Genomic DNA, 19,440 nt, shown 5'->3' with positions numbered 1-19,440 from the left:
TTATCCATCACTATAATTCCTCTTTGGATTTATCATTACGTGTTTAGCACTACCCATATTTTTTATGTTTTCAATAAGATAGGTTTGTTGAGAATGACGACCTATCTTTTTCGATCTTACACCCTTGTGTTCCTTATTGGGCAAGGCTTTCAGCCGCCTTGTCGCCCCTACAGCTTCGCCGCTATCCGGGTCAAAGCGATAGGAGTAGATCCCATCACTGCCTTTGCCCGTGTAAGTACCGACAAAAATTAGATACTTCTGCTTGAATGCCGAGGCGGCATCCGCCGAAAACATAAACAGTAGCAACAGCAAAGGGTAGAAGCGTCTCCGGACAGTTCTATTACTCATGGCAGGTATGGTAAGGTTTTCACGCGATCGATTTCCCCCGCGAGTGGGTGGCCCCCTTCTTAGGAGAATCGGAGTGAGGTACTTGGAGCGGATTTCCACGAGTATGACTAAAATTTGATGGGATATCGATTCGATTTTTAAGAGTTACGAATCGCATCCATAAAGAATGATTTTTAGCCCGATTTTTCAGCGGTGATATAAGTATCATGTCCAAACTGTTATTGTGAGTTGTGATGATCCAGATCTACCCTGAGCGTTAAGCTCTACTAATACCCTATCGATGTTTTCTGCGAAATATACCGACCCGATCGCTCTCGAAGTGATAGACCTTTGCCACCTCGATCCGATCCGCTAGAGAATTGCAGATGAAAAGCGCGATCAGGGTTCCCAGTAATGGCCCTAACCAATAGATCCACCATCCCTGCCATTGTCCGGAGATAACAGCGGGGCCGAAGCTACGGGCCGGATTCGTACTGGTGCCAGAAATTGGAGCCTCCGCGTATACCATGACAGCGTAGAGAAATGGAAACATTGCCGGGGTGAACGGGCGCAGTTTCCGAAATCCCAGAAAAATACATAATCCCGTGATCAAGGCCAGGGTGGTGACGACTTCACCCATTAATACTGTTTGAACCGTATAGCCTTTGCCGGGTAGAGTGGCTCCAAACGCGACACTCTGACCCATCGCCCCCCAAGCTAAGAGCGGCAATGAACCCAGCATCGCCCCGAGCATCTGAGCCAGCACGTAGAACAGCCCGATCCGAGCATCCAGTTTACCCATCAGACAGAATCCGAGCGTGACCACCGGATTGATGTGAGCGCCACTTTCTTTGCCGATCGATGATAGGGCGATCGCCGCCCCGGTCGTGCCGAACAGAAAACCCGTGATCAGTCGTCTCGTTCCCTCGTTTGGAATCAGGACCGCCATCGGGCTCCCCGTCCCGAACATCACGATGACCAAAGATAGCCCGATCGAGAGCAGTAAGGCTGTACCGAGACATTCCGCCACGAGGGGAGACCGGGGAATACGACGATTGTTCTGACGTTTCATCGCTTGCCGCTCCTATTGCTGAATCAACCTAGCGATTAAGCCCGTCCAGCCAGTTTGGTGAGACGCTCCGATCCCGGCACCGTTATCACCGTGAAAGTATTCATAAAATGGGATAAGGTCTCGCCAATGCGGATCGGTTTGAAATAGTTCGGTGCCACCGTAAACGGGTCGCCGCCCCGCCGCGTCCCGCGTAAAAATCGCGATTAATCGCCTGGAGAGTTCTCGGGCCACTTGCTGTAGATTCATCATCTGTCCGGAGCCGGTCGGGCATTCAACCGTGAAGTTGTCGCCCCAAAAGGCATGGAACTTCAAAAGTGACTCGATAATCAGGTAATTGACCGGAAACCAGATGGGGCCGCGCCAGTTAGAATTGCCACCGAATAGAGCCGTGGTGGATTCGGCGGGTTCATAGTCTACCCGGTACTCCTCCCCTTCGACCCAAAAGCTAAAGGGGTTGGCGGCGTGGTAGCGAGAAACGGCTCGAACTCCGTAGGGACTCAAAAATTCGGTTTCATCCAATAGTCGTTTCAGAATGGAGCGTAGCCGGTCGGGGCTTAGGAGCGACAAGACGCGCAGGTTTCCTTCACCCCGACTGGTCAGGTAGCCGATATCTTCTATCAGGTGGGGCCGATTTTCTAAAAACCAGGTCGCCCGACGTTTGAAGTCGGGTAATCGATCGATCGTCTCTTGGGGAATCAGGGCGGCGGCAAACAGGGAGGTCAGCCCCACCATCGATCGCACCTTTAACTGAATCTGCCGGCCGTCCGGTAAATTCAGCACGTCGTAATAAAATCGATCGGTGTCGTCCCAGAGTTTCGTGGAGCTTTTACCAACCCCGTTCATAGCGGCGGCAATGTAGATGAAGTGCTCGAAAAACTTGCTGGCTATATCCTCGTAGACCGGATTACGCTGGCTTAATTCCAGCGCGATGGTAAGCAAGTTGAGACAATACATCGCCATCCAACTGGTGCCATCCGATTGTTGCATATAGCCCCCGGTGGGTAAGGGCTTGCTACGATCGAAAACCCCGATATTGTCGAGACCTAAGAAGCCCCCTTGAAAGACATTGTTGCCCACCCGGTCTTCCCGATTCACCCACCAGGTAAAATTGAGCGATAGCTTTTGAAATATCCGCTCTACAAATTCCAGATCGCTACGTCCGTAGATCTTTTGTTCGAGCTGATAAACCCGGATGGTCGCCCAAGCGTGAACGGGTGGATTGACATCATCGAAAGACCATTCATAGGCCGGGAGTTGCCCGTTCGGGTGCATATACCATTCCCGTGTCAACCGTTGCAACTGGCGTTTGGCAAAGGCCGGATCGACCATTGTTAAGGGAATGGCGTGAAAAGCCAGATCCCAAGCCGCGAACCAAGGATATTCCCACTTATCGGGCATGGAGAGAATGTCATCACAATGGAGGTGTCGCCAGCGACTATTACGCCCCTGTTGCCGCCACTCCGGTGGAGGAATCCGGCCTTCATCTCCATCTAGCCATCGCTCCACCACGTAGTAGTAGTATTGCTTGCTCCACAACATACCCGCGAACGCCTGCCGTTGAATATTACGCTGATCGGGGGATAGGTTCGGGGAGGCCAGCCGATCGTAAAATTCATCGGCTTCGGCCAGACGAGTTTGGAGAATCCGCTCGAACTCCGCTCCGAAGGGATCTGTCAGATCGGGAGAATCACTCAACCGCAAGCGAATCACTTGGGTCGCGCCGGGGGGAATTCCCAAGGCGTAATGGGCCGCGACTTTTGTGCCTATCCGGTCGGGATTGATCGTCGGGGTTTTATTTTGAATCAGATATTCATGAACGCTATCTTCGCTCGCCAAGGTTTTATTTTGAATCAGATATTCATGAATGCCATCTTTGACAAAATCCGAAGTATTAGCTCCCTGCCAGAGTCGCCGGTGATTGGTTTCATTTTCGGTGAAGAGTAATTCCGCGTTGCCCTCGCAATAAAGCCAGCGTTGTCCTAGGGTGGAATGGGAGGCTTCAATCACCGAAAAATTCACATCGGAGTGACGCACCTTGAGCGAGGGTTTTTCAACCTTGTCCGCCCAACTCCAAGTGTTACGAAACCAAAGGGTAGGCAGTAGATGGAGCGGCTTGAAGTCAGGGCCGCGGTTGACGATCGTCAGGTTGATTAGAATATCTTCGGGGGAATTCTTGCCGTACTCCACGAACACATCAAAGTAGCGATGTTCTGAAAAGATGCCCGTGTCCACTAATTCAAATTCAGGTTGATGGCGATCGCGGTGGCGATTTTCTTCTACCAGTTGACTGTAAGGAAAAGCGGACTGGGGATACTTATACAGATATTTCATGTAGGAATGGGTGGGAGTATTATCTAGGTAAAAGTAATACTCTTTCACATCCTCCCCGTGATTTCCTTCACTACCGGTTAACCCGAACAGTCGCTCTTTGAGAATTGGGTCTTCTCCATTCCACAGGGCGATGGCAAAACAAAGACGCTGATGGTTATCGGAGATCCCGGCGATCCCATCTTCGCCCCAACGGTACGCGTAGGAACGGGCCCGATCGTGGCTGATGTAATCCCATGCCTCTCCGGTGGAACTGTAGTCTTCTCGTACCGTTCCCCATTGCCGCTCGCTTAAATAGGGTCCCCAGCGTTTCCAATAGGCCGTGTGGGCTTGGTCTTCAGCTAACCTGTTCTCTTCTGCTGTCATGGCTCGGTCTCCTTCTACTGCTCGTGATAGTTCCACAACAACCCCCCATCCACGACAAAGGTGCTACCGGTGATGTAGTTCGCCTCATCGCTCGCTAGAAAGGCTACCAAAGTCGCTATATCCTCGGATTTGCCCAAACGGTTGAGGGGGATATTTTGCAATAAAGCCCCCAGTTTCTCCGCATCATTCAGCAGTTTGGTATTGATAGGGGTCTCGATCGCTCCGGGTGCCACATTGTTGATGGTGATCCCGTAGGGTCCCAGCTCGACCGCTAAGTCCCTCGCCATCATTTTCATGCCGCCCTTGCTCAAACAATAGGGAGCGAAATTGGGAAAGGGTAATTCCTCGTGAACGGAACTGATATTGATAATTTTGCCCGGTCGTTCGGTTTCGATCAGATGTTGTGTCAACGCTTGCGCGGCAAAAAAAGCACCTTTGAGGTTGACATTGAGTACCGCGTCGTAATCCGCTTCCCGCACTTCCCAAAAAGGGGCGTGCCGTTCCATCCCGGCATTATTCACCAGAATGTCTAAATGACCGAAATGCTGAATGGCCGCGTTCACCAGAGCGCGCACCTGCTCAACGTCGCCCAAATCGGCTTTAACGGTATATCCTTCTGGCGCGTGGTCTTTAGAGAGATGACATTGGCTACCGATCTCGTTGACCTGTCTGAGCGTTTCCTCCGCCCCCTCTGGATGGGAGCGATAATCAATCACAATCTTGGCCCCTTCTGATGCGAGCTTCACCGCGATCGCCTGTCCGATGCCCTGACTGCTACCTGTAACGAGTGCCACTTTTCCATCTAATTTCATGGGAATTCTCCTGAATAAAAAAACGTAAAGGAAAACTTATCGAGATTTCGGGCTGATTAAACCATCGAACCGATCGGTATAGCGATCGCGGCCGGAAGGTTGTAGAAGTCCGCCGCGATGAAATCGGCCGCTTGTCGCTGTAGATCCGCTTTTGACTGAGTGGTAGCGAGTGCCAAGCACGCGCATCCCGCCGCTTTCGCCGCGGCGATCCCTGCCGCTGAATCTTCAGCCACCAGACAGCGGTGGGGATTCGCGCCGGCCTGTCGCGCGGCTGTCAGAAAAATTTCTGGATGGGGTTTGCCATGCTGAATACGATCCGAGGTAATTAACGCGTCAAAGTAAGGAGTGAAATTGAACTTCCGGAACACGGCTTCCACGTTGGCAAGTGGTGCATCCGTTGCCAGAACGCGGGGTACACCCAGATTTCCTAACCCGATTAAGTAGGCTTCAACCCCGGCGATCTGACTCACGGCCTCGGTGTTAGCCGTCGCTAACCGTTCTCGATACAAAATCTGACGTTCTTCGGTTAAACGCGCGATTTCATCGTGGCCTAAATCCTCACCGAAGAAGTGAGCGACAACCTCAAGCGCTTTCCGCCCCTTGGCGTAACTCAGTTCTTCATCTGAAAGATTCAGTCCGTGAAGGCGAGTAAACTCTTTCCAGACCTGTTGATGGAGTGGAACGTTGTTGATAATCGTTCCATCCATATCAAACAAAACAGCATCGAATGGATATGGTTTCATATTGAAATTCCTACGGTCGCGATCGGGTTTTGCCAACCTCCAGGGGGTGCGACTTGAGCGTCAACCCCTTTGGGTCCCCAGGTATTAGGTTCATATTCATAAATGGGTGTAGCGGCTTTCAGTACCGGATCGACGATGCGCCACGCTTCTTCCACATAGTCCTGACGGGCGAATACGGTAGCATCTCCCGCCATTGCATCTGTCAGCACCCGTTCGTAGGCATCCATATCATCGGAGCGGGGATCGTAGCCGGCCACCAATTCTGCTGGCTGACCGATCATCGCTTCACCGGGAGCCATTCGGTTGAGGCCAAAGGCGATCGTGATTTCAGGACTAACGCGAAACCGTAAATAGTTAGATGCCAGTTCAAACCCTTCTAACAGGGGTGGTGGTTGACGAAGGCGCGCCACAATTTCGGTGCAGGTCGCGGGTAAGCATTTCCCAGCCCGAAGATAAAAGGGTACACCTTGCCAACGCCAGGAATCGATCCGTAAACGCATGGCAGCAAAGGTTTCTATCTGGGAGTCCCGGGCCACACCCGGCTCGTTTCGGTAGCCGTCAAACTGCCCCCGAATTAAATCCCGAGGTTTTAATGGGGGGATAGCTTTGAGTACCTTAGCCTTCTCATCCCGAATCGATTCGCTGTCCATGCGGGCGGGCGGCTCCATCGCCAGGTTAGACACCACCTGGAATAGATGATTTTGCACGACATCGCGGATAGCCCCGGTTTCTTCGTAGAAGCCACCCCGCCCCTGGACTCCGAAGTTTTCCGCCATCGTGATCTGCAGACTCTCGATATAGTGGCAATTCCAGAAAGATTCCAGTAGGGGGTTGGCAAAGCGGAAAAACAACATGTTATGGACGGGACGCTTGCCTAGGTAGTGATCGATGCGGAAGATCGTCGATTCATCAAAACTGCTCAGCAGAATGTGGTTGAGTTCCCGAGCGGAAGCCAGATCGCGGCCGAATGGTTTTTCTACGATTACCCGCGCTCCCCGGGTACAACCTGAATCCTTCAAATGTCCGATCACGGTTTCAAACATCGTGGGCGGAATCGCCAGATAATGGGCTGGATGACGGGCACCGTTCAAGGCGCTGTAGAGAGTTTGAAAGGTCGTAGGATCGGTGTAATTGACTCTGACATAGCGCAACAGGCCACACAATTTTTCACTTGCCGCTACATCAAACCCGCCATGCTTTTCCAAGCTGGCACGGGCGCGATCGCGCAGTTGTTCATTACTCCAATCAGAGCGACCCACCCCAATCACGGGAACATTAAGATGGCCTCGTTTCACCATCGCCTGCAAAGCTGGAAAGATCTTTTTAAACGCTAGATCACCCGTCGCGCCGAAGAAAACCAGCGTATCGGATAGGGAGTTTTTCATAGGTTGTTCCTGCTGCTATTCAGCGTCATAAACAGTTCTAGAAAAGTTGTTTTTGCAACGTGATCGAGTTTGATTAATCAGGCACTAGCAGTTGCGGGCTTGGGAATTTTAGTGTTTTCCCAAAGCCGAAAGCCACCCGTAAAGGCATTGGCGTTACTGCCTTCCCGGCATTTGGGGGGAAGTTGCTTTAGCCGTTTAGCATTGCCGCCACCAATCACCACATCATCCAGTTCCAGGGCAGAGATAAGACGGTTAGCGCAGACTTCAACATGCTGTCGCCATTTCTTGGTGCCCAGCCGCTTCATCCCCCGAATTCCTAGGTAGTCCTCGAAGGTTCTTTTCTTGTAAGTCAGATGGGCCAGTTCCATCGGTACGACTACCCCTTCCACCACCATAGCGGTGCCCAACCCTGTGCCCAGCCCCAGAAACAGCATGGTGCCGCCCTGATAGCTACCGAGTGCCTGCATGGCAGCATCGTTAATCAGTTTGACCGGACAGCCAAAAGCCGCTTCAAAGTTAAATTCGATCCAACCGGGGGCTAAATTATGGGGTTCTTTAGCAATGCGCCCCTTGAGTACCAGACCAGGATAGCCGATCGCTACCACGTCATATTTCCAGTCGCGAGTCATCTCTTTAACGCCAGCCACCATTCCTTCAGGTGTCATCGTTCGCCCTGAAGGAAATCGGCGCGCTTCCGACTGGCCCGTCGCCAGAAATTTGATGTTAGTTCCGCCAATATCAATCACTAGCACATTCATCGTTGTTTAGACTCTCTATCCAAGTTCCAGTCCGGTAGCGCGATCGGTCGGTATTGACTCCCCCTGCCTTTCCAGAAAGGTGGTCACTTGCCGACTGTCTTCTTAATCGCGGCCATCTCCACATCCGTAGCGGTCAATATCTCTTTCGTCACATCCCCCATGATCTGAATGATGCGAGCGATGCACCCCGTCCCAATACTTCTCGGATAACGCCATTCACTCGTTCACAAGAATACTGAAACCCTCGCAATTTCGTGGGCGAGAAACTCCAGGAAATCCTTAACCGAGAGGTATTGCACCCCGTCCAACCGGTCTGGTGACTGGCACCAATACCCGCCCCATTGTCACCGTGGAAGTATTCGTAAAAGAGGACATAGTCTTTCCAGTAGGGGTCGGTCTGGAATTTTTCTGACTCGCCATAGACCGGGCGACAGCCGTTTTCATCCGGCAGGAAGATTCGGATTAAGCGGTTCGCCAGTTCCTGTGCCACTTCAAACAGGGTCATGTATTGACCGGACCCGGTGGGGCATTCCACCTTAAATTCGTCCCCGTAGTAGGTGTAGAGCTGATACAGCGCGCGAAGGAGGATAAAATTCACGGGCATCCAGATGGGACCGCGCCAATTGGAGTTGCCGCCAAACATCCCCGTGTTGGAGTCGCCCGGCAGATAATCCACCCGGAATTCCTGACCGTTGTGGTGAAAGACAAAGGGTTGGTCCTGATGGTGGCGTGAGAGGGCGCGAATGCCATAGGGGCCGAGGAACTCGTTTTCATCCAGCATACGCGACAGGATGCGGCGCAATTTTTCGTCAGTGAACACTGACAGCATCCGCCGGCCCGCTAAACCGGGTTGACTGGGTAAGTGCATATTGGCGGTGAGTTTGGGGTGGCGGCGGTAAAATGTTTGGGTTCGCTGGCGGAAGTTGGAGAATTTCAGCAAGTCCGCTTCTTCAAAAATTGCCACGGCGGCCAGCGGCAGCAGTCCGACCATGGATCGCACTTTCAAGCGCGTCGCCGTACCATCGGGCAAACGCAGGACATCGTAGAAGAACCCATCTTCTTCATCCCACATCTCATCTTGATGTTCGCCCAGCCGATCCATAGCCGCGGCGATCCACATCGTGTGCTCGAAGAACTTGCTGACAAACTCTTCGTAGAGGGGATCGTGTAGGGCCAGTTCCGCGGCGATCCGCAACATTTGCTGGCTGAAAAAAACCATCCAAGCGGTGCCGTCTGCCTGCTCCAGGTGGCCTCCCATAGGTAGGGGCGAACTGCGATCGAACACGCCGATGTTATCCAGTCCTAAAAAACCCCCTTCAAAAACGTTGTTACCATAGCGATCCTTGCGGTTGATCCACCAGGTAAAGTTGACCAGCAGTTTAGAAAAGGCATATTTGAGAAAGTCGATATCCCCTTTGCCGTCATTGCGGGCCTTGTCCATTAAATAGATTTGCATGGTGGACCAGGCGTGAACGGGTGGGTTGACATCGCCAAAGTTCCATTCGTAAGCCGGGATTTGACCGTTGGGGTTTAAGTAGTCATTGCGGAGCATCAAATCCAACTGGGCTTTGGCAAAGTCCGAGTCCACGATCGATAGCGGTAGCATGTGGAATGCCAGATCCCAGGAGGCAAACCAGGGATACTCCCACTTGTCCGGCATGGAGATGACATCATCACAAAGAGCGTGGAACCATTCCCCGTTGCGGACGCGTTGGCGCTGTTCTGTTCCCGACCAGGGGGTGACATGATGTTCTTCCAGCCATTTGTCCACGTCGTAGTAGAAATATTGCTTGGTCCAAAGCATCCCGGCTAAGGCCTGTCGCATGAGATTCGCCTTCTCTGGCGACTCGGCTTTGATCTTTGCCGGTGTAATGAAGTCGTAGAAGGCATCGGCTTCCTGAAGGCGAGTCTGGAAAATCCGATCGAATCCGGCAAACGGTTGACTCATCCGGGCGGGCGCGTCGCGAGTCAGGCGCAGACGGATCGTTTCTGTGGCACCGGCGGCCACCGTCAGTTGATAGTGAGGTGACACTTTTGTCCCTGTCCGGGACGGGTTCACCGCATCCTGTTGCCCCCGCACGAGGTAATTGTTAATACCATCCTTGACGTAGGGACCGGCATTCGTTCCGGCGAAGAGGCGGGCGTTGTTGGTTTCATTCTCGGTAAACAACAGGGGAACGCTTCGATCGCAGTAGAGATAATAATCGGGCAGAATCTCTTGGAACAGGGAATCGTTATGGTGGGCGTAGACGGTACTGCCTATGGCATTCTCAACCTCTTGCAGGATCGGCTTGCCACCGCCATCAGCCCAGGACCAGGTATTGCGGAACCAGAGGGTCGGCAACACGTGTAGTGGCGCCGCTTCCGAACCACGATTAGCGACACTGATTTGAATCAGGATATCTTCCGGATCGGCTTTGGCGTATTCAACAAAAACATCGAAGTAGCGGTCTTCGTCGAAAATGCCCGTATCTAGCAGTTCGTACTCCAGTTCATCGCGGCTACGGTTCCGATTGGTGACGACTAGGTCTTCGTAGGGATAGGCCGCCTGGGGATACTTGTAGAGATACTTCAGGTAGGAGTGGGTGGGCGTACTGTCCAGGTAGAAGTAGTACTCCTTCACGTCTTCGCCGTGGTTGCCTTCGCTGTTGCTGAGACCGAACAGCCGCTCTTTCAGGATCGGGTCCTTGCCATTCCACAGAGCCAGGGCGAAACAGAGAATCATGCGATCGTCACAAATGCCACCCAGACCATCCTCGCCCCAACGGTAAGCCCGCGATCGCGCCTGGTCATGGGTGAAATAATTCCAAGCGTCGCCGTTATCGCTGTAGTCTTCGCGCACGGTACCCCACTGTCGTTCGCTCAGGTAAGGTCCCCATTTTTTCCAGGGGGTTTGGGGATTCCGAGCTTCTAGCAGTCTGATTTGTTCGGTTGTCATCGTTTTTGTCTCCCGCGCCGGTCAATCAAGCGGTATCGAATTGAAAGCGCTACTTTCTGGTTTGTGATATCGTTGTCCATGATTTGGAGGCGTTGTTGTCTCCTCCCGCGTCCCGAGAGAGGACAATGGCCGTCACTCTGGAGTTACCCTTTGGCAGATGTGCCCGCGCGACCAAAAGCGGTATCAATAATGGCTCGGAGCCGCCGCACGGATTCGGGAGAGGGCGGTGTGAAGTCTTTGAGTTCATACACCCGGCCTAAAAATCCATACTTACTCTCGCCAAAGCGGTGGTAGGGAAGTAGCTCGTAGTCAACCACGTTGGGGTGGGGACGAATGAACGCCAGCACCGATCGAATGTGGTCTTCGTCATCATTCACACCGGGGATCAGGGGAGTGCGAGCGATAAAGGTTTTTTCGGGAAAGGTTTCATAGGCTCGCTTCATATTGGCCAGGATTTGGCGATTATCTACGCCGCACCATTTTTTGTGCCGTTCCGGGTCGGTCAGTTTGTGGTCGTGCAAAACCACATCCACGTGGGGCAATACCTTCTCCACATGGGACCAAGGGACATTGAACGCTGTTTCGATCGCCGTGTTAAACCCCCGGCTGTGTGCTTCCTGAAGCAGTGCCGCACTGAAATCCGGTTGCAGTTGACACTCACCTCCGCTTAGCGTCATTCCACCACCGGATTCCCGGTAAAACGTGCTGTCCTGCTCCACCTCATCAAGTACCTGTTCCACGGTCATGGTCTGCCCGAACAGGTAAAGTGCCCCAGTTGGGCAGAGGTCAACACATTCCTGTCCACAATCAGTGGCTAAATCCCAATTGACACGAATGCGATCGTCCTCCCCATCCAACACATAAAAGGCACCTTCCGAGCAGGGTGGTTGCAGGCACAGACCACACTGCTTCTTACCGATACATTTGTCGATGTTGTAGGCCAGTTCGGGTTTGGGGTGAATGCTTTCGGGATTGCTACACCATTTACAACGTAGAGAGCATCCTTTGAGAAAAACGGTGGTGCGAATACCGGGGCCATCGTTGGTGCAGAAGTGTTGAATATTTAGAACCAACCCGGTCGGATTTTTGGATACGTTTGTCATGAGGTTAGCCTCCTAAGCAGATGCCCAGCGATCGGGCGATCCGGACAAATTCACTGTCAGCGGGCACGGTTCTAATCTTGTTGATCGCCTCTGCCAACGGTACAAACGTCAGGTCGGGGGGCTGAAACGCCACCACCACTCCGGTTTGCCCCGCGTTCAAAGCCAGCGCGGCTCCCGCACCATAGCTCAACCCTAACTGGCGATCGACGGCAGTGAGGCTACCTCCCTTGACCCAATCCCCTAACACCAGGGGATAGGTTTCTCGCTCGATCGACCGCTGTAACTCTAGCGCGACGGTATGGGCCGCCCGCCCCGATCGCTGAATCACATGGCTCCCCTGATAATCGGTCGCTAAGGGAGATAGGGAGGCTTTGAGGGGGTGGGGAGCGACTACGGCAGGCTCCGCGTTTACGGATACCGCTCCTTCGGCAACGATAACCAATCCATACGATCGGCCCCGCTTGAACCGATCCTGAAGTTTTGCCGCCACCTTTTGCAAGTCGTAGGGGATCTCTGGAATCAGCGCGGCATCCGCGCGGACAGCCATTCCCGCCTGTAATGCCAGCCAGCCACTGTATTCTCCCGGCACTTCCACCACCCCGACCTGACCGGCCGATCGGGCCGCTTGTTTGGCCCGATCGAGCAGTTCCGTGACAAAACCGAGGGTACTGTTAAACCCGAAGGAGAGAGTCGTTGCCGCTATGTCGTTTTCCATCGATCGGGGTATAGAGACTGTTTTAAGTCCCTTGCGGTGCAGTTTCGCCAAAATGCTCAACCCCCGCTTACCGACGACAGAAATCACCGCATCAATGTCGTTAGCTTGTAACGTTGCCAGCAGATCGTCTGACCGATCCACCTCTTCGATTAAGCTCTCGGCGTTGATGGTACGGACGTGGAAGGGATCGTTCCGAATAGCCGTCCCCAGAATATTGTCCGAGGGATCGAGAGTTTCAACCCATTGGGGGGTGAGAGGCACCAGTCCCCCATCGGGATAGCGATCGGGAAACAGTAATCCCTCGAACCCATCCCGGATACCGACAACCTCCCAGCCCAATTCGTTCGCCGCCAAAGCCGCTCCGACGATCACCGTATTCAGTCCGGGGCTGTAGCCAAAACCCACATTGAGCGCGATTCGTTTGATAGTCGAATTCATACTCGCGTCCTTTTCTAGTAGGATTCATCATTCAGAAATAGATGGATGGGTAATTTCCTCCCCCTCACGTCAGCGATGCCGCACGTTTAGCCGAGTTTTTATTCATGGGTTTGCAGGTGTGTAGGAAGTCATGACCGGTGTTCTCTCCGCGGCTTAATGTTTGGCATCGTGGGCCGCTTGCATATCAGCCATGCGCTTCCGCACAATGGGTCGCAAGTCTTCGCCGAATCCAGCGAGCAATCCACCATCCACAGCCAGAAGCTGACCCGTGATCATGTCAGCCCGATCGCTCGCCAGAAAGCTGACGGCTTCACCGATCTCCTCAATGGCACACATCCGCCCCAGAGGAATTAACCGCTTCACGACCATATCCCGATACTCCGGCGTAGTACCGGCTTCCATGAGGGGAGTCACTACGCCACCGGGACAAACCGTATTGACCGTGATGTGAGCGTCCGCCAACTCCCAAGCCAGATGTTGCATGAGTCCCGCCACACCATGCTTGCTAACCGTGTAATCGACGGTTCCGAAGAAGGACATCCGGATGCCCGCTGTAGAAGCGATGTTAATAATTCGCCCCTTGTTCTGCCGGATCATGTGCGGGATAACCGCCTGACAGCAGAGGAACGGGCCTTTCAGGTTAATCGCCATGACCCGATCCCATTGCTCTTCCGGCAGGTCTTTCGCCAGGTAAGGTTGGGATTCAATGCCCGCGTTGTTTACCAGGATGTCTACCGAACCGAAGTGCTGGATAGTCTTCTCGACCAGGTTGGTCACATCGCTTTTTTTGCTAACATCGGCCGCCACCGCGATCGCCTGACCACCCATCGCTTCGATCTTGTCCACCACCAAAGCACAGTCCGCTTCTTTACGGCTGTTGATGACGACATTCGCTCCCTCGCGAGCTAATACTGTCGCGATGCCTTCGCCGATCCCTCGCGCTGAACCCGTGATGATCGCCGTCTTTCCTTGCAGTTCCATAATTCGTACTCTCCGTTTTCAATTTTTTCCCGACTCAACCCGCGGGTTCTTCTGTCCGGGCGATGATTTCCGCTTGTTGCACAGGCGAAAGATCGACAAAGTAGGCGGAATATCCCGCGATTCGCACGATCAGATTCCGGTACTTGTCGGGGTCTTTCTGTGCCGCTAACAGCGTTTCTTTGTTGATGATGTTGAACTGGACGTGCCAGTGCTTCAGTTCGCTCCAAGTGCGGACGATCTGCATCAAACGCCGCGTCCCTTCTTCTCCCGCCACGTTAGCCGGGCTGAATTTTAAATTAATCAGATCGCCCCCCTTTTCCCGATAGCTCAGGTCTCTGGCTCGTGCCATAGACGCGAGCGCAACGGTCGGCCCCTTCACATCCATCCCGTGAGACGCGGAAATCCCTTCCGAGAGGTATTCACCGGCCGGTCTACCGTTCGGTGTCGCCCAAGTTACCTTACCGAGCGGGACGTGGAAGGTGACGGGGATCTGGCGCAACAGAAAGCACTGGTCGTGGGGTTTGGGATGTCGGTGTAGGTACTCTAGGATGAAATGTTCGATGTCCCAACCGATCCGATCGACCCACTCGATACCGTTGCCGTATTTCGGCGCGTTCAGGCACATCTGCCGGACGGCTTCGTGTCCCTCCCAGTTAGCCTCGATCGCCTCCAGTAGTCGATCCCAGGTCAGTCGTCCGGTGTCGAAAATCAGGTGCTTGACGGCGGCCAGACTGTCGATCGCCGTGGCCTTGCCGATCGCCTCGAAGCAGGAATGGTCGATCGCGCCGGGGATGTAATCGCCGTGGCTATGGAGATCGCGACAATGCTCCATCGCCAGATCGTGCAACATCGATGTGGCCGGGGCCGCGAAATAGTCGGGTTTAATTTTTAGGGCTAAATGCTGTTGGATCAGGGCGTGCCTCGCCAGATGTTCGAGTTGGGTGCAGAAGGCGTTCCACACCTGATCGAAACTCGTCCAAGCGCGGGGGTCACCCGTTTGAACGCCGAATTGAAGATCTTTGAGAACTTTGAGTTTGCCGTCGCGGAAGGTCATTTCCACCACGGAGCCGTAGTTGATGCCCCCGTTACCGGTGACGTTGGTTTCCCGGTTTATTAACCGATTTTCGCAACAGCCCGAGATATGCCAGTCCAACGCTTCCTTCAGGGTGGCTCCGTTCGCTAGGTAGAAGGGAATTACCATCTCGTCGTTGAGCAGTTTCGGAAAGCCCTTTCCATCCTTAATCACTTCCGCGACATAGTGGAGCAGGCGATCGGGGGTATTGGCGTGAATGCGAATACAGGGTTCCGGCACCGGAATCTGTAGCGATCGGGTCGATTCCAAAATCAGATAGGTCAGTTCATTGGTGGCATCCCGACCGTCGCTCGTCTGTCCGCCCAAGACCACATCCTCGAATTTGGAAAACCCTTCCGTTCCCGCCGCCGCCACCGGATTCAGCTTGATCTCGACACATTGAGCCATCTGAATCCAGAGGCACTGGAGTAATTCCGTAGCCGATTCGGGGGTAATTTTGCCTTCCGCCAAGTCTTTCTGATAGTAGGGGAGTAGGTACTGATCCATCCGCCCCTGCCCCATCGCGCTACTGGTTTGCTCGACGCGGTTAAACATCTGTCCCCACCACTGGGCCTGCAACGCTTCCTGAAAGGTACGGGCCGGATTTTCGGGTACCCGATCGCACACCTCGGCGATCGTCAAAAGCTCCTGTTTCCGTTCTGGATCTCGCTCTTTATCCGCCATTTCGGTAGCCAGTCGCGCGTACCGTTTCGACCAGAGGGTCATGGCATCGCAGGTGATGATCACCGCTTCGAGGAATGGTTTTTTGTAAATGATGTCCCGCGGTTCTTCGAGCGCGTCCAGCTTCGCCCGCGCCTCTTCCCGAATCCCTCTGACCCCTCGCGTCAGAATTTTGCTGAAATCCGGTGTCCAGTTTTGAGAGTGCCGGATGTTGGAGGTCACGAGGACAACGCAGGTGGGCAGGAGTAGATTTTCGGGATCGGGGCCGAAGATCGTAAACCGGGTTTCCTCCGGCAGGGCATCGTGAAAGGCGGAGGCATAGTCCTTGCCCGTCCAATAGGGGGTGAGGACTTCATTGATGAGTCGAGCATCCTCATCCGTGACAACCACTTCCCCTACCTTGCCCTTATTTTTACGGAACATCTCCACCCCGTCCGGCATGATACTGCCGTCCAGTTCGGGATAGACGATGCCCCACCGTCCCAGCCAAGTATTCGGACGACCGACGATTAGTTCATCATCGAAAATGGCGATCGGGGCTTTCTCGGCATAATGTTTGAGGGCTTTCGCCCAACGGAGAACCATCGGCTGGCTCTCGGTTTCTTGAAAGGATTCGGTGAAACAGACCGCGCGATCGAGCGCGACCCTCGGCGGGCCGTAAGCGCGGATCGCCTCGTACATTCGCAGTACCCGATCGCTGACGTTCTCGTACAACGATTTTTTGCCCTCGGCGATCGCCCGTTCTTGAGCGGTTAGAGTGGTGGTGGCCGTGGATGTCATAATCGGTTTTCCTTTGGTTTCAAGAATTAAAAGCGGCCAGTTCTTCATCCAGAATCGGAATTCCCAAATAACAGGATTCGATCCCGAAAGCGACGCAAACCTTCAGCACTTCCATGATTTCTTCTATCGTCGCCCCCAGTTTCAAAGCCGCTCGAATGTGCCGACGGGTACCGGGGGCGTACAGGTGGGTAATCGAGGCATCGAAGGCGATGCTGAGAAGTTCGATGACTTTGGGCGGGAACAGGTTACTCGCGTAAATATCCATGGCCGTCGCCATAAACTGATCGGTCCAGACCGGATCGAGTTCGTAAAAGGGTTCCCACGCCGTATTCCATTGCCCGATCGCCTTCATCCGGTCACAGGCGGGAGTGGTCGCTTGTTTGACCGTCGGTTCTATCCCCGCCGCCTTCGCTTCTTCCAAAAGAACGGGCGCGCCCAGACTACAGGAATGGATCGCCAACAGGGAAGCCATTTTCAAAACCATCAGAATCTCGTTCCGCGTCGCTCCCGCTTCCAGCGCGGCGCGAATATGGCGACGGGTGCCGTCCGCTTGCAAATTGGTACAGGCCGCGTTTAAACCGACACAGATTAACTCGATCGTTTTAACGTCCAAAATGCCGTTTTTCCAAGGATTCGCCGTCATCTTGAAATACGAACCGACCCCGGCCGAGTCCCATTCTTGCAATATGTCCATAGGGAGTACCTTTACTCTCGTAGGTCAGATCTACTCGTTCACCTCGGAAGCGGGAACCTGTACCGTGAAATCCCCGCACTGTATCGCTAGTTTCGTGGGATTGTTAAAATCGGTTCCCCGCACCAGTTGCGGATCGGCGGGACGAACTTGCCCCGGTGTCGTGTTCTGACAGATGATCGTCGTGATTTTCGGGTCTTGGTCGGGAGTGATAAAAGCGGCTCCCACGTAGGCTTTTAGCTGGCCGGTAACCGATGACCGGGCCGGGATAACGTAACTATACGCGCCCTCCGAGGTGGTGCGGATAGCGTAATCGAAAGTTTTCGGGAGAGTAACCCCGAAATTTTTTTGAAGATCTCCGACCCTGTCGCGGAATTTGCCGTTTCTCTGGAAATAGGTGCGCTGTCCCTCGGTCATCTTGGCGACCGCTTGCAGGGCGGCGTTTTGGTCTCGATCGATCGGGCTTCCCGCTTGGCCGAGAATCGGATTTGCCGTACCGAGGAGAGCGAGAGAACCGGCGAGAAAAACTAACGGAGAATATAGGTAAGGCTGTAGCATTGGAGTTTCCAGAAAAGTGAAAGTGAATATTGAGTTGGTCGAACGCCCATTCAAATCCGGATCGGTGAAACAAATCTTTATGCCATCGATTAAGTTTTATTAACCCATAGACGAGAGATTAAGTTTTGTTAGCCGTTACCCCGTAGAGCGGGAATGGAGCTAGTGAAATGATTCATAGCTTGAGTATCGCCTTGTCTACCCGATCTTCAATTGCCTTTTGATGCCAGCTATGTTAAGATTCGTTTACGGGTAATTACTAGAAATGTTGAAGGTTATTGAAATCGTTCCCGATAAGCGAACTAGGCTATATATAGTCTCGTTCGGGGTCTCGAAAGATACAATTCAACACTTCCGGGCGATTATTCAGTCTCTTCATTAGTTTTACGTGTTTTCTTGTATCTTGAAAACGTTCGGCAATCTATCTCGCTATTTATTCTCTATCGATGAGTGCGATTCCTCTGCTTCGGACTAACGCGATTTTACCATTAGTCAATTTTTTAAATCGGTCGGGAGTGCCGACCGAAAAGTTTTTACGACAGGTAAATTTGCCGATTTACGAGATAGAAAATCCTGAATCTTTAATCCCTCTTTATCACGTGTTTAATTTTTTGGAAAAAGTCGCTTACGCGGAAGGGATCGAACAGCTAGGGATTTTAGCTAGTCAGCGGTTTGAAGTTAATGAGTTAGGGATTTTCGGTAAAATCATCGGTCAATCACTAACGTTGTACGATCTTCTCCAAACGATCTCTCAATTGCTGACAAAAACCCATAATTCCGGCGCGCGGACATGGGTCAGTGAAGGGGAAGATCGGATTTGGCTTAATCATCAATTCATCAACCCCGCCGGGCTAGATAACCGGCAAGCCCAGTATTACGCCTGTCTGATGCATCTCAAAACTATTAGCAGTCTCGCCGGTAGCGGATGGCATCCAACGGACTTACATTTTCAGGCCGGGCCCGTACAAGGATTAGAGAACCTAGAAGTATTTTCAAAGGTTCGCGTCCATTTTCATCAAGTGAATAACGCGATCGGTTTTCCGAAAACCCAGTTATTTGTACCGATACGCCGAACGGAAAATCTGTTTCTCCCGCAACAACAACAAGAGTACGAACATCTATTGTCCTCCGCGCCACCTACCGAACTAAAAACTTCCCTCCAGCTATTCATTCGCTCTAGACTACTGGACGGATATCCGGATATTAATAGTGCCGCGAGTGCCGCCGGTATGAGCCTTCGGAGTTTTCAACGACGTTTAGCGAGCGAAGAACTAATCTATTCCAAACTGGTAGAACAGACAAGGTTCGATCTAGCGGTTAGTATGCTCAAAGATCCCACTATTCGATTGCTCGACATAGCCATCGAGCTAGGTTACTCCGACGCGGCTAAATTTACTCGCGCCTTTAAGCGTTGGACTGGAATTTTACCCGGTGAATTTCGCCGATCGCTATTGTCACAGTCGTGGGGCGAGCCGGCCACGAAGGCTTAGTGGGTACATAGCTGTCATAAAGTGCGAAGTCGAGCGAAAAGCTATATATAGAAGGGTTTCCAACAATATAAGCCCGGTAGCTCGTTTTCAAAAAAGTGGAAAGAGTTTTCCCGATCCTGACGGAAAGATCGGACTTTGCCGCCCATTCAATTAAGAGAGCGTTCGTAAATGAAGATTAAGCGTGGCTCGGCTCCTTCTTCAATCT

The 19,440-nt window shown here is 52.9% G+C and carries 15 protein-coding genes; 1 reads left to right on the top strand and 14 read right to left on the bottom strand.

The genetic code is table 11. From position 1 onward, the window contains the following. The 14 genes from V0288_RS23055 to V0288_RS22990 all read right to left on the bottom strand — a co-directional run bounded on the left by V0288_RS23055 (position 1) and on the right by V0288_RS22990 (position 17,748). Positions 1-312: a hypothetical protein gene (locus V0288_RS23055; protein ID WP_332867537.1), complete on the bottom strand. Its 312-nt coding sequence runs from the start codon at positions 310-312 to the stop codon at positions 1-3. A gap of 310 nt (positions 313-622) precedes the next feature. Further along, positions 623-1,399 carry an MIP/aquaporin family protein gene (locus tag V0288_RS23050; RefSeq protein WP_332867536.1) on the bottom strand — a complete coding sequence of 259 codons (777 nt, stop codon included), beginning with the start codon at positions 1,397-1,399 and terminating at the stop codon, positions 623-625. Positions 1,400-1,411: 12 nt separating this feature from the next. Then, a complete protein-coding gene (locus V0288_RS23045) occupies positions 1,412-4,093 on the bottom strand; it encodes an MGH1-like glycoside hydrolase domain-containing protein (RefSeq protein WP_332867535.1) in 2,682 nt (893 codons plus the stop codon). Between the two features lie 14 nt (positions 4,094-4,107). Further along, a complete protein-coding gene (locus V0288_RS23040; protein ID WP_332867534.1) occupies positions 4,108-4,905 on the bottom strand; it encodes a glucose 1-dehydrogenase in 798 nt (265 codons plus the stop codon). A gap of 56 nt (positions 4,906-4,961) precedes the next feature. Continuing rightward, a complete protein-coding gene (locus V0288_RS23035) occupies positions 4,962-5,648 on the bottom strand; it encodes an HAD family hydrolase (protein WP_332867533.1) in 687 nt (228 codons plus the stop codon). Further along, positions 5,645-7,033 carry a glucose-6-phosphate dehydrogenase gene (zwf, locus tag V0288_RS23030; protein WP_332867532.1) on the bottom strand — a complete coding sequence of 463 codons (1,389 nt, stop codon included), beginning with the start codon at positions 7,031-7,033 and terminating at the stop codon, positions 5,645-5,647. The genes V0288_RS23035 and zwf overlap by 4 nt, the downstream gene beginning before the upstream one ends. Positions 7,034-7,110: 77 nt before the next feature. Continuing rightward, positions 7,111-7,791 (bottom strand): ROK family protein, encoded by a 681-nt coding sequence (locus tag V0288_RS23025; RefSeq protein WP_332867531.1) that lies wholly within the window; start codon positions 7,789-7,791, stop codon positions 7,111-7,113. 148 nt (positions 7,792-7,939) lie between these two features. Beyond that, positions 7,940-10,729: an MGH1-like glycoside hydrolase domain-containing protein gene (locus V0288_RS23020; protein WP_332867530.1), complete on the bottom strand. Its 2,790-nt coding sequence runs from the start codon at positions 10,727-10,729 to the stop codon at positions 7,940-7,942. Between the two features lie 143 nt (positions 10,730-10,872). Next, entirely contained in the window at positions 10,873-11,832 is a 960-nt protein-coding gene (locus tag V0288_RS23015) for a glycyl-radical enzyme activating protein (protein ID WP_332867529.1), read from the bottom strand. Between the two features lie 4 nt (positions 11,833-11,836). Further along, positions 11,837-12,985: a 6-phosphofructokinase gene (locus V0288_RS23010; RefSeq protein WP_332867528.1), complete on the bottom strand. Its 1,149-nt coding sequence runs from the start codon at positions 12,983-12,985 to the stop codon at positions 11,837-11,839. Positions 12,986-13,138: 153 nt separating this feature from the next. Beyond that, on the bottom strand, positions 13,139-13,966 hold the full coding sequence (locus V0288_RS23005) for an SDR family NAD(P)-dependent oxidoreductase (protein ID WP_332867527.1): 828 nt from the start codon (positions 13,964-13,966) through the stop codon (positions 13,139-13,141). 34 nt (positions 13,967-14,000) lie between these two features. Further along, positions 14,001-16,499, bottom strand: a complete 2,499-nt coding sequence (locus V0288_RS23000) for a glycyl radical protein (RefSeq protein WP_332867526.1) — start codon at positions 16,497-16,499, stop codon at positions 14,001-14,003. Positions 16,500-16,518: 19 nt separating this feature from the next. Beyond that, positions 16,519-17,193, bottom strand: a complete 675-nt coding sequence (locus V0288_RS22995) for a carboxymuconolactone decarboxylase family protein (RefSeq protein ID WP_332867525.1) — start codon at positions 17,191-17,193, stop codon at positions 16,519-16,521. A 30-nt stretch (positions 17,194-17,223) separates the two neighbouring features. Continuing rightward, positions 17,224-17,748, bottom strand: a complete 525-nt coding sequence (locus tag V0288_RS22990; RefSeq protein ID WP_332867524.1) for a type IV pilin-like G/H family protein — start codon at positions 17,746-17,748, stop codon at positions 17,224-17,226. 443 nt (positions 17,749-18,191) lie between these two features. Between V0288_RS22990 and V0288_RS22985 the strand changes: the two genes are divergently transcribed. Next, positions 18,192-19,235 carry an AraC family transcriptional regulator gene (locus V0288_RS22985; RefSeq protein WP_332867523.1) on the top strand — a complete coding sequence of 348 codons (1,044 nt, stop codon included), beginning with the start codon at positions 18,192-18,194 and terminating at the stop codon, positions 19,233-19,235. The last annotated feature ends 205 nt before the right edge of the window (positions 19,236-19,440 follow it).

This window comes from Pannus brasiliensis CCIBt3594, from assembly GCF_036688125.1.
Taxonomy (GTDB): Bacteria; Cyanobacteriota; Cyanobacteriia; order Cyanobacteriales; family Microcystaceae; genus Pannus; species Pannus brasiliensis.
The sequence above is the reverse complement of the archived record's forward strand: the minus strand, read 5'-3'. Positions and strand labels throughout refer to the sequence as shown.

Excerpts from the sequence above, each read along its gene's own strand:
- V0288_RS23050 (WP_332867536.1), bottom strand. The coding sequence starts at position 1,399 with ATGAAACGTCAGAACAATCGTCGTATTCCCCGGTCTCCCCTCGTGGCG.
- V0288_RS23045 (WP_332867535.1), bottom strand. The coding sequence starts at position 4,093 with ATGACAGCAGAAGAGAACAGGTTAGCTGAAGACCAAGCCCACACGGCC.
- V0288_RS23040 (WP_332867534.1), bottom strand. The coding sequence starts at position 4,905 with ATGAAATTAGATGGAAAAGTGGCACTCGTTACAGGTAGCAGTCAGGGC.
- V0288_RS23035 (WP_332867533.1), bottom strand. The coding sequence starts at position 5,648 with ATGAAACCATATCCATTCGATGCTGTTTTGTTTGATATGGATGGAACG.
- zwf (WP_332867532.1), bottom strand. The coding sequence starts at position 7,033 with ATGAAAAACTCCCTATCCGATACGCTGGTTTTCTTCGGCGCGACGGGT.
- V0288_RS23025 (WP_332867531.1), bottom strand. The coding sequence starts at position 7,791 with ATGAATGTGCTAGTGATTGATATTGGCGGAACTAACATCAAATTTCTG.
- V0288_RS23020 (WP_332867530.1), bottom strand. The coding sequence starts at position 10,729 with ATGACAACCGAACAAATCAGACTGCTAGAAGCTCGGAATCCCCAAACC.
- V0288_RS23015 (WP_332867529.1), bottom strand. The coding sequence starts at position 11,832 with ATGACAAACGTATCCAAAAATCCGACCGGGTTGGTTCTAAATATTCAA.
- V0288_RS23010 (WP_332867528.1), bottom strand. The coding sequence starts at position 12,985 with ATGAATTCGACTATCAAACGAATCGCGCTCAATGTGGGTTTTGGCTAC.
- V0288_RS23005 (WP_332867527.1), bottom strand. The coding sequence starts at position 13,966 with ATGGAACTGCAAGGAAAGACGGCGATCATCACGGGTTCAGCGCGAGGG.
- V0288_RS23000 (WP_332867526.1), bottom strand. The coding sequence starts at position 16,499 with ATGACATCCACGGCCACCACCACTCTAACCGCTCAAGAACGGGCGATC.
- V0288_RS22995 (WP_332867525.1), bottom strand. The coding sequence starts at position 17,193 with ATGGACATATTGCAAGAATGGGACTCGGCCGGGGTCGGTTCGTATTTC.
- V0288_RS22990 (WP_332867524.1), bottom strand. The coding sequence starts at position 17,748 with ATGCTACAGCCTTACCTATATTCTCCGTTAGTTTTTCTCGCCGGTTCT.
- V0288_RS22985 (WP_332867523.1), top strand. The coding sequence starts at position 18,192 with ATGAGTGCGATTCCTCTGCTTCGGACTAACGCGATTTTACCATTAGTC.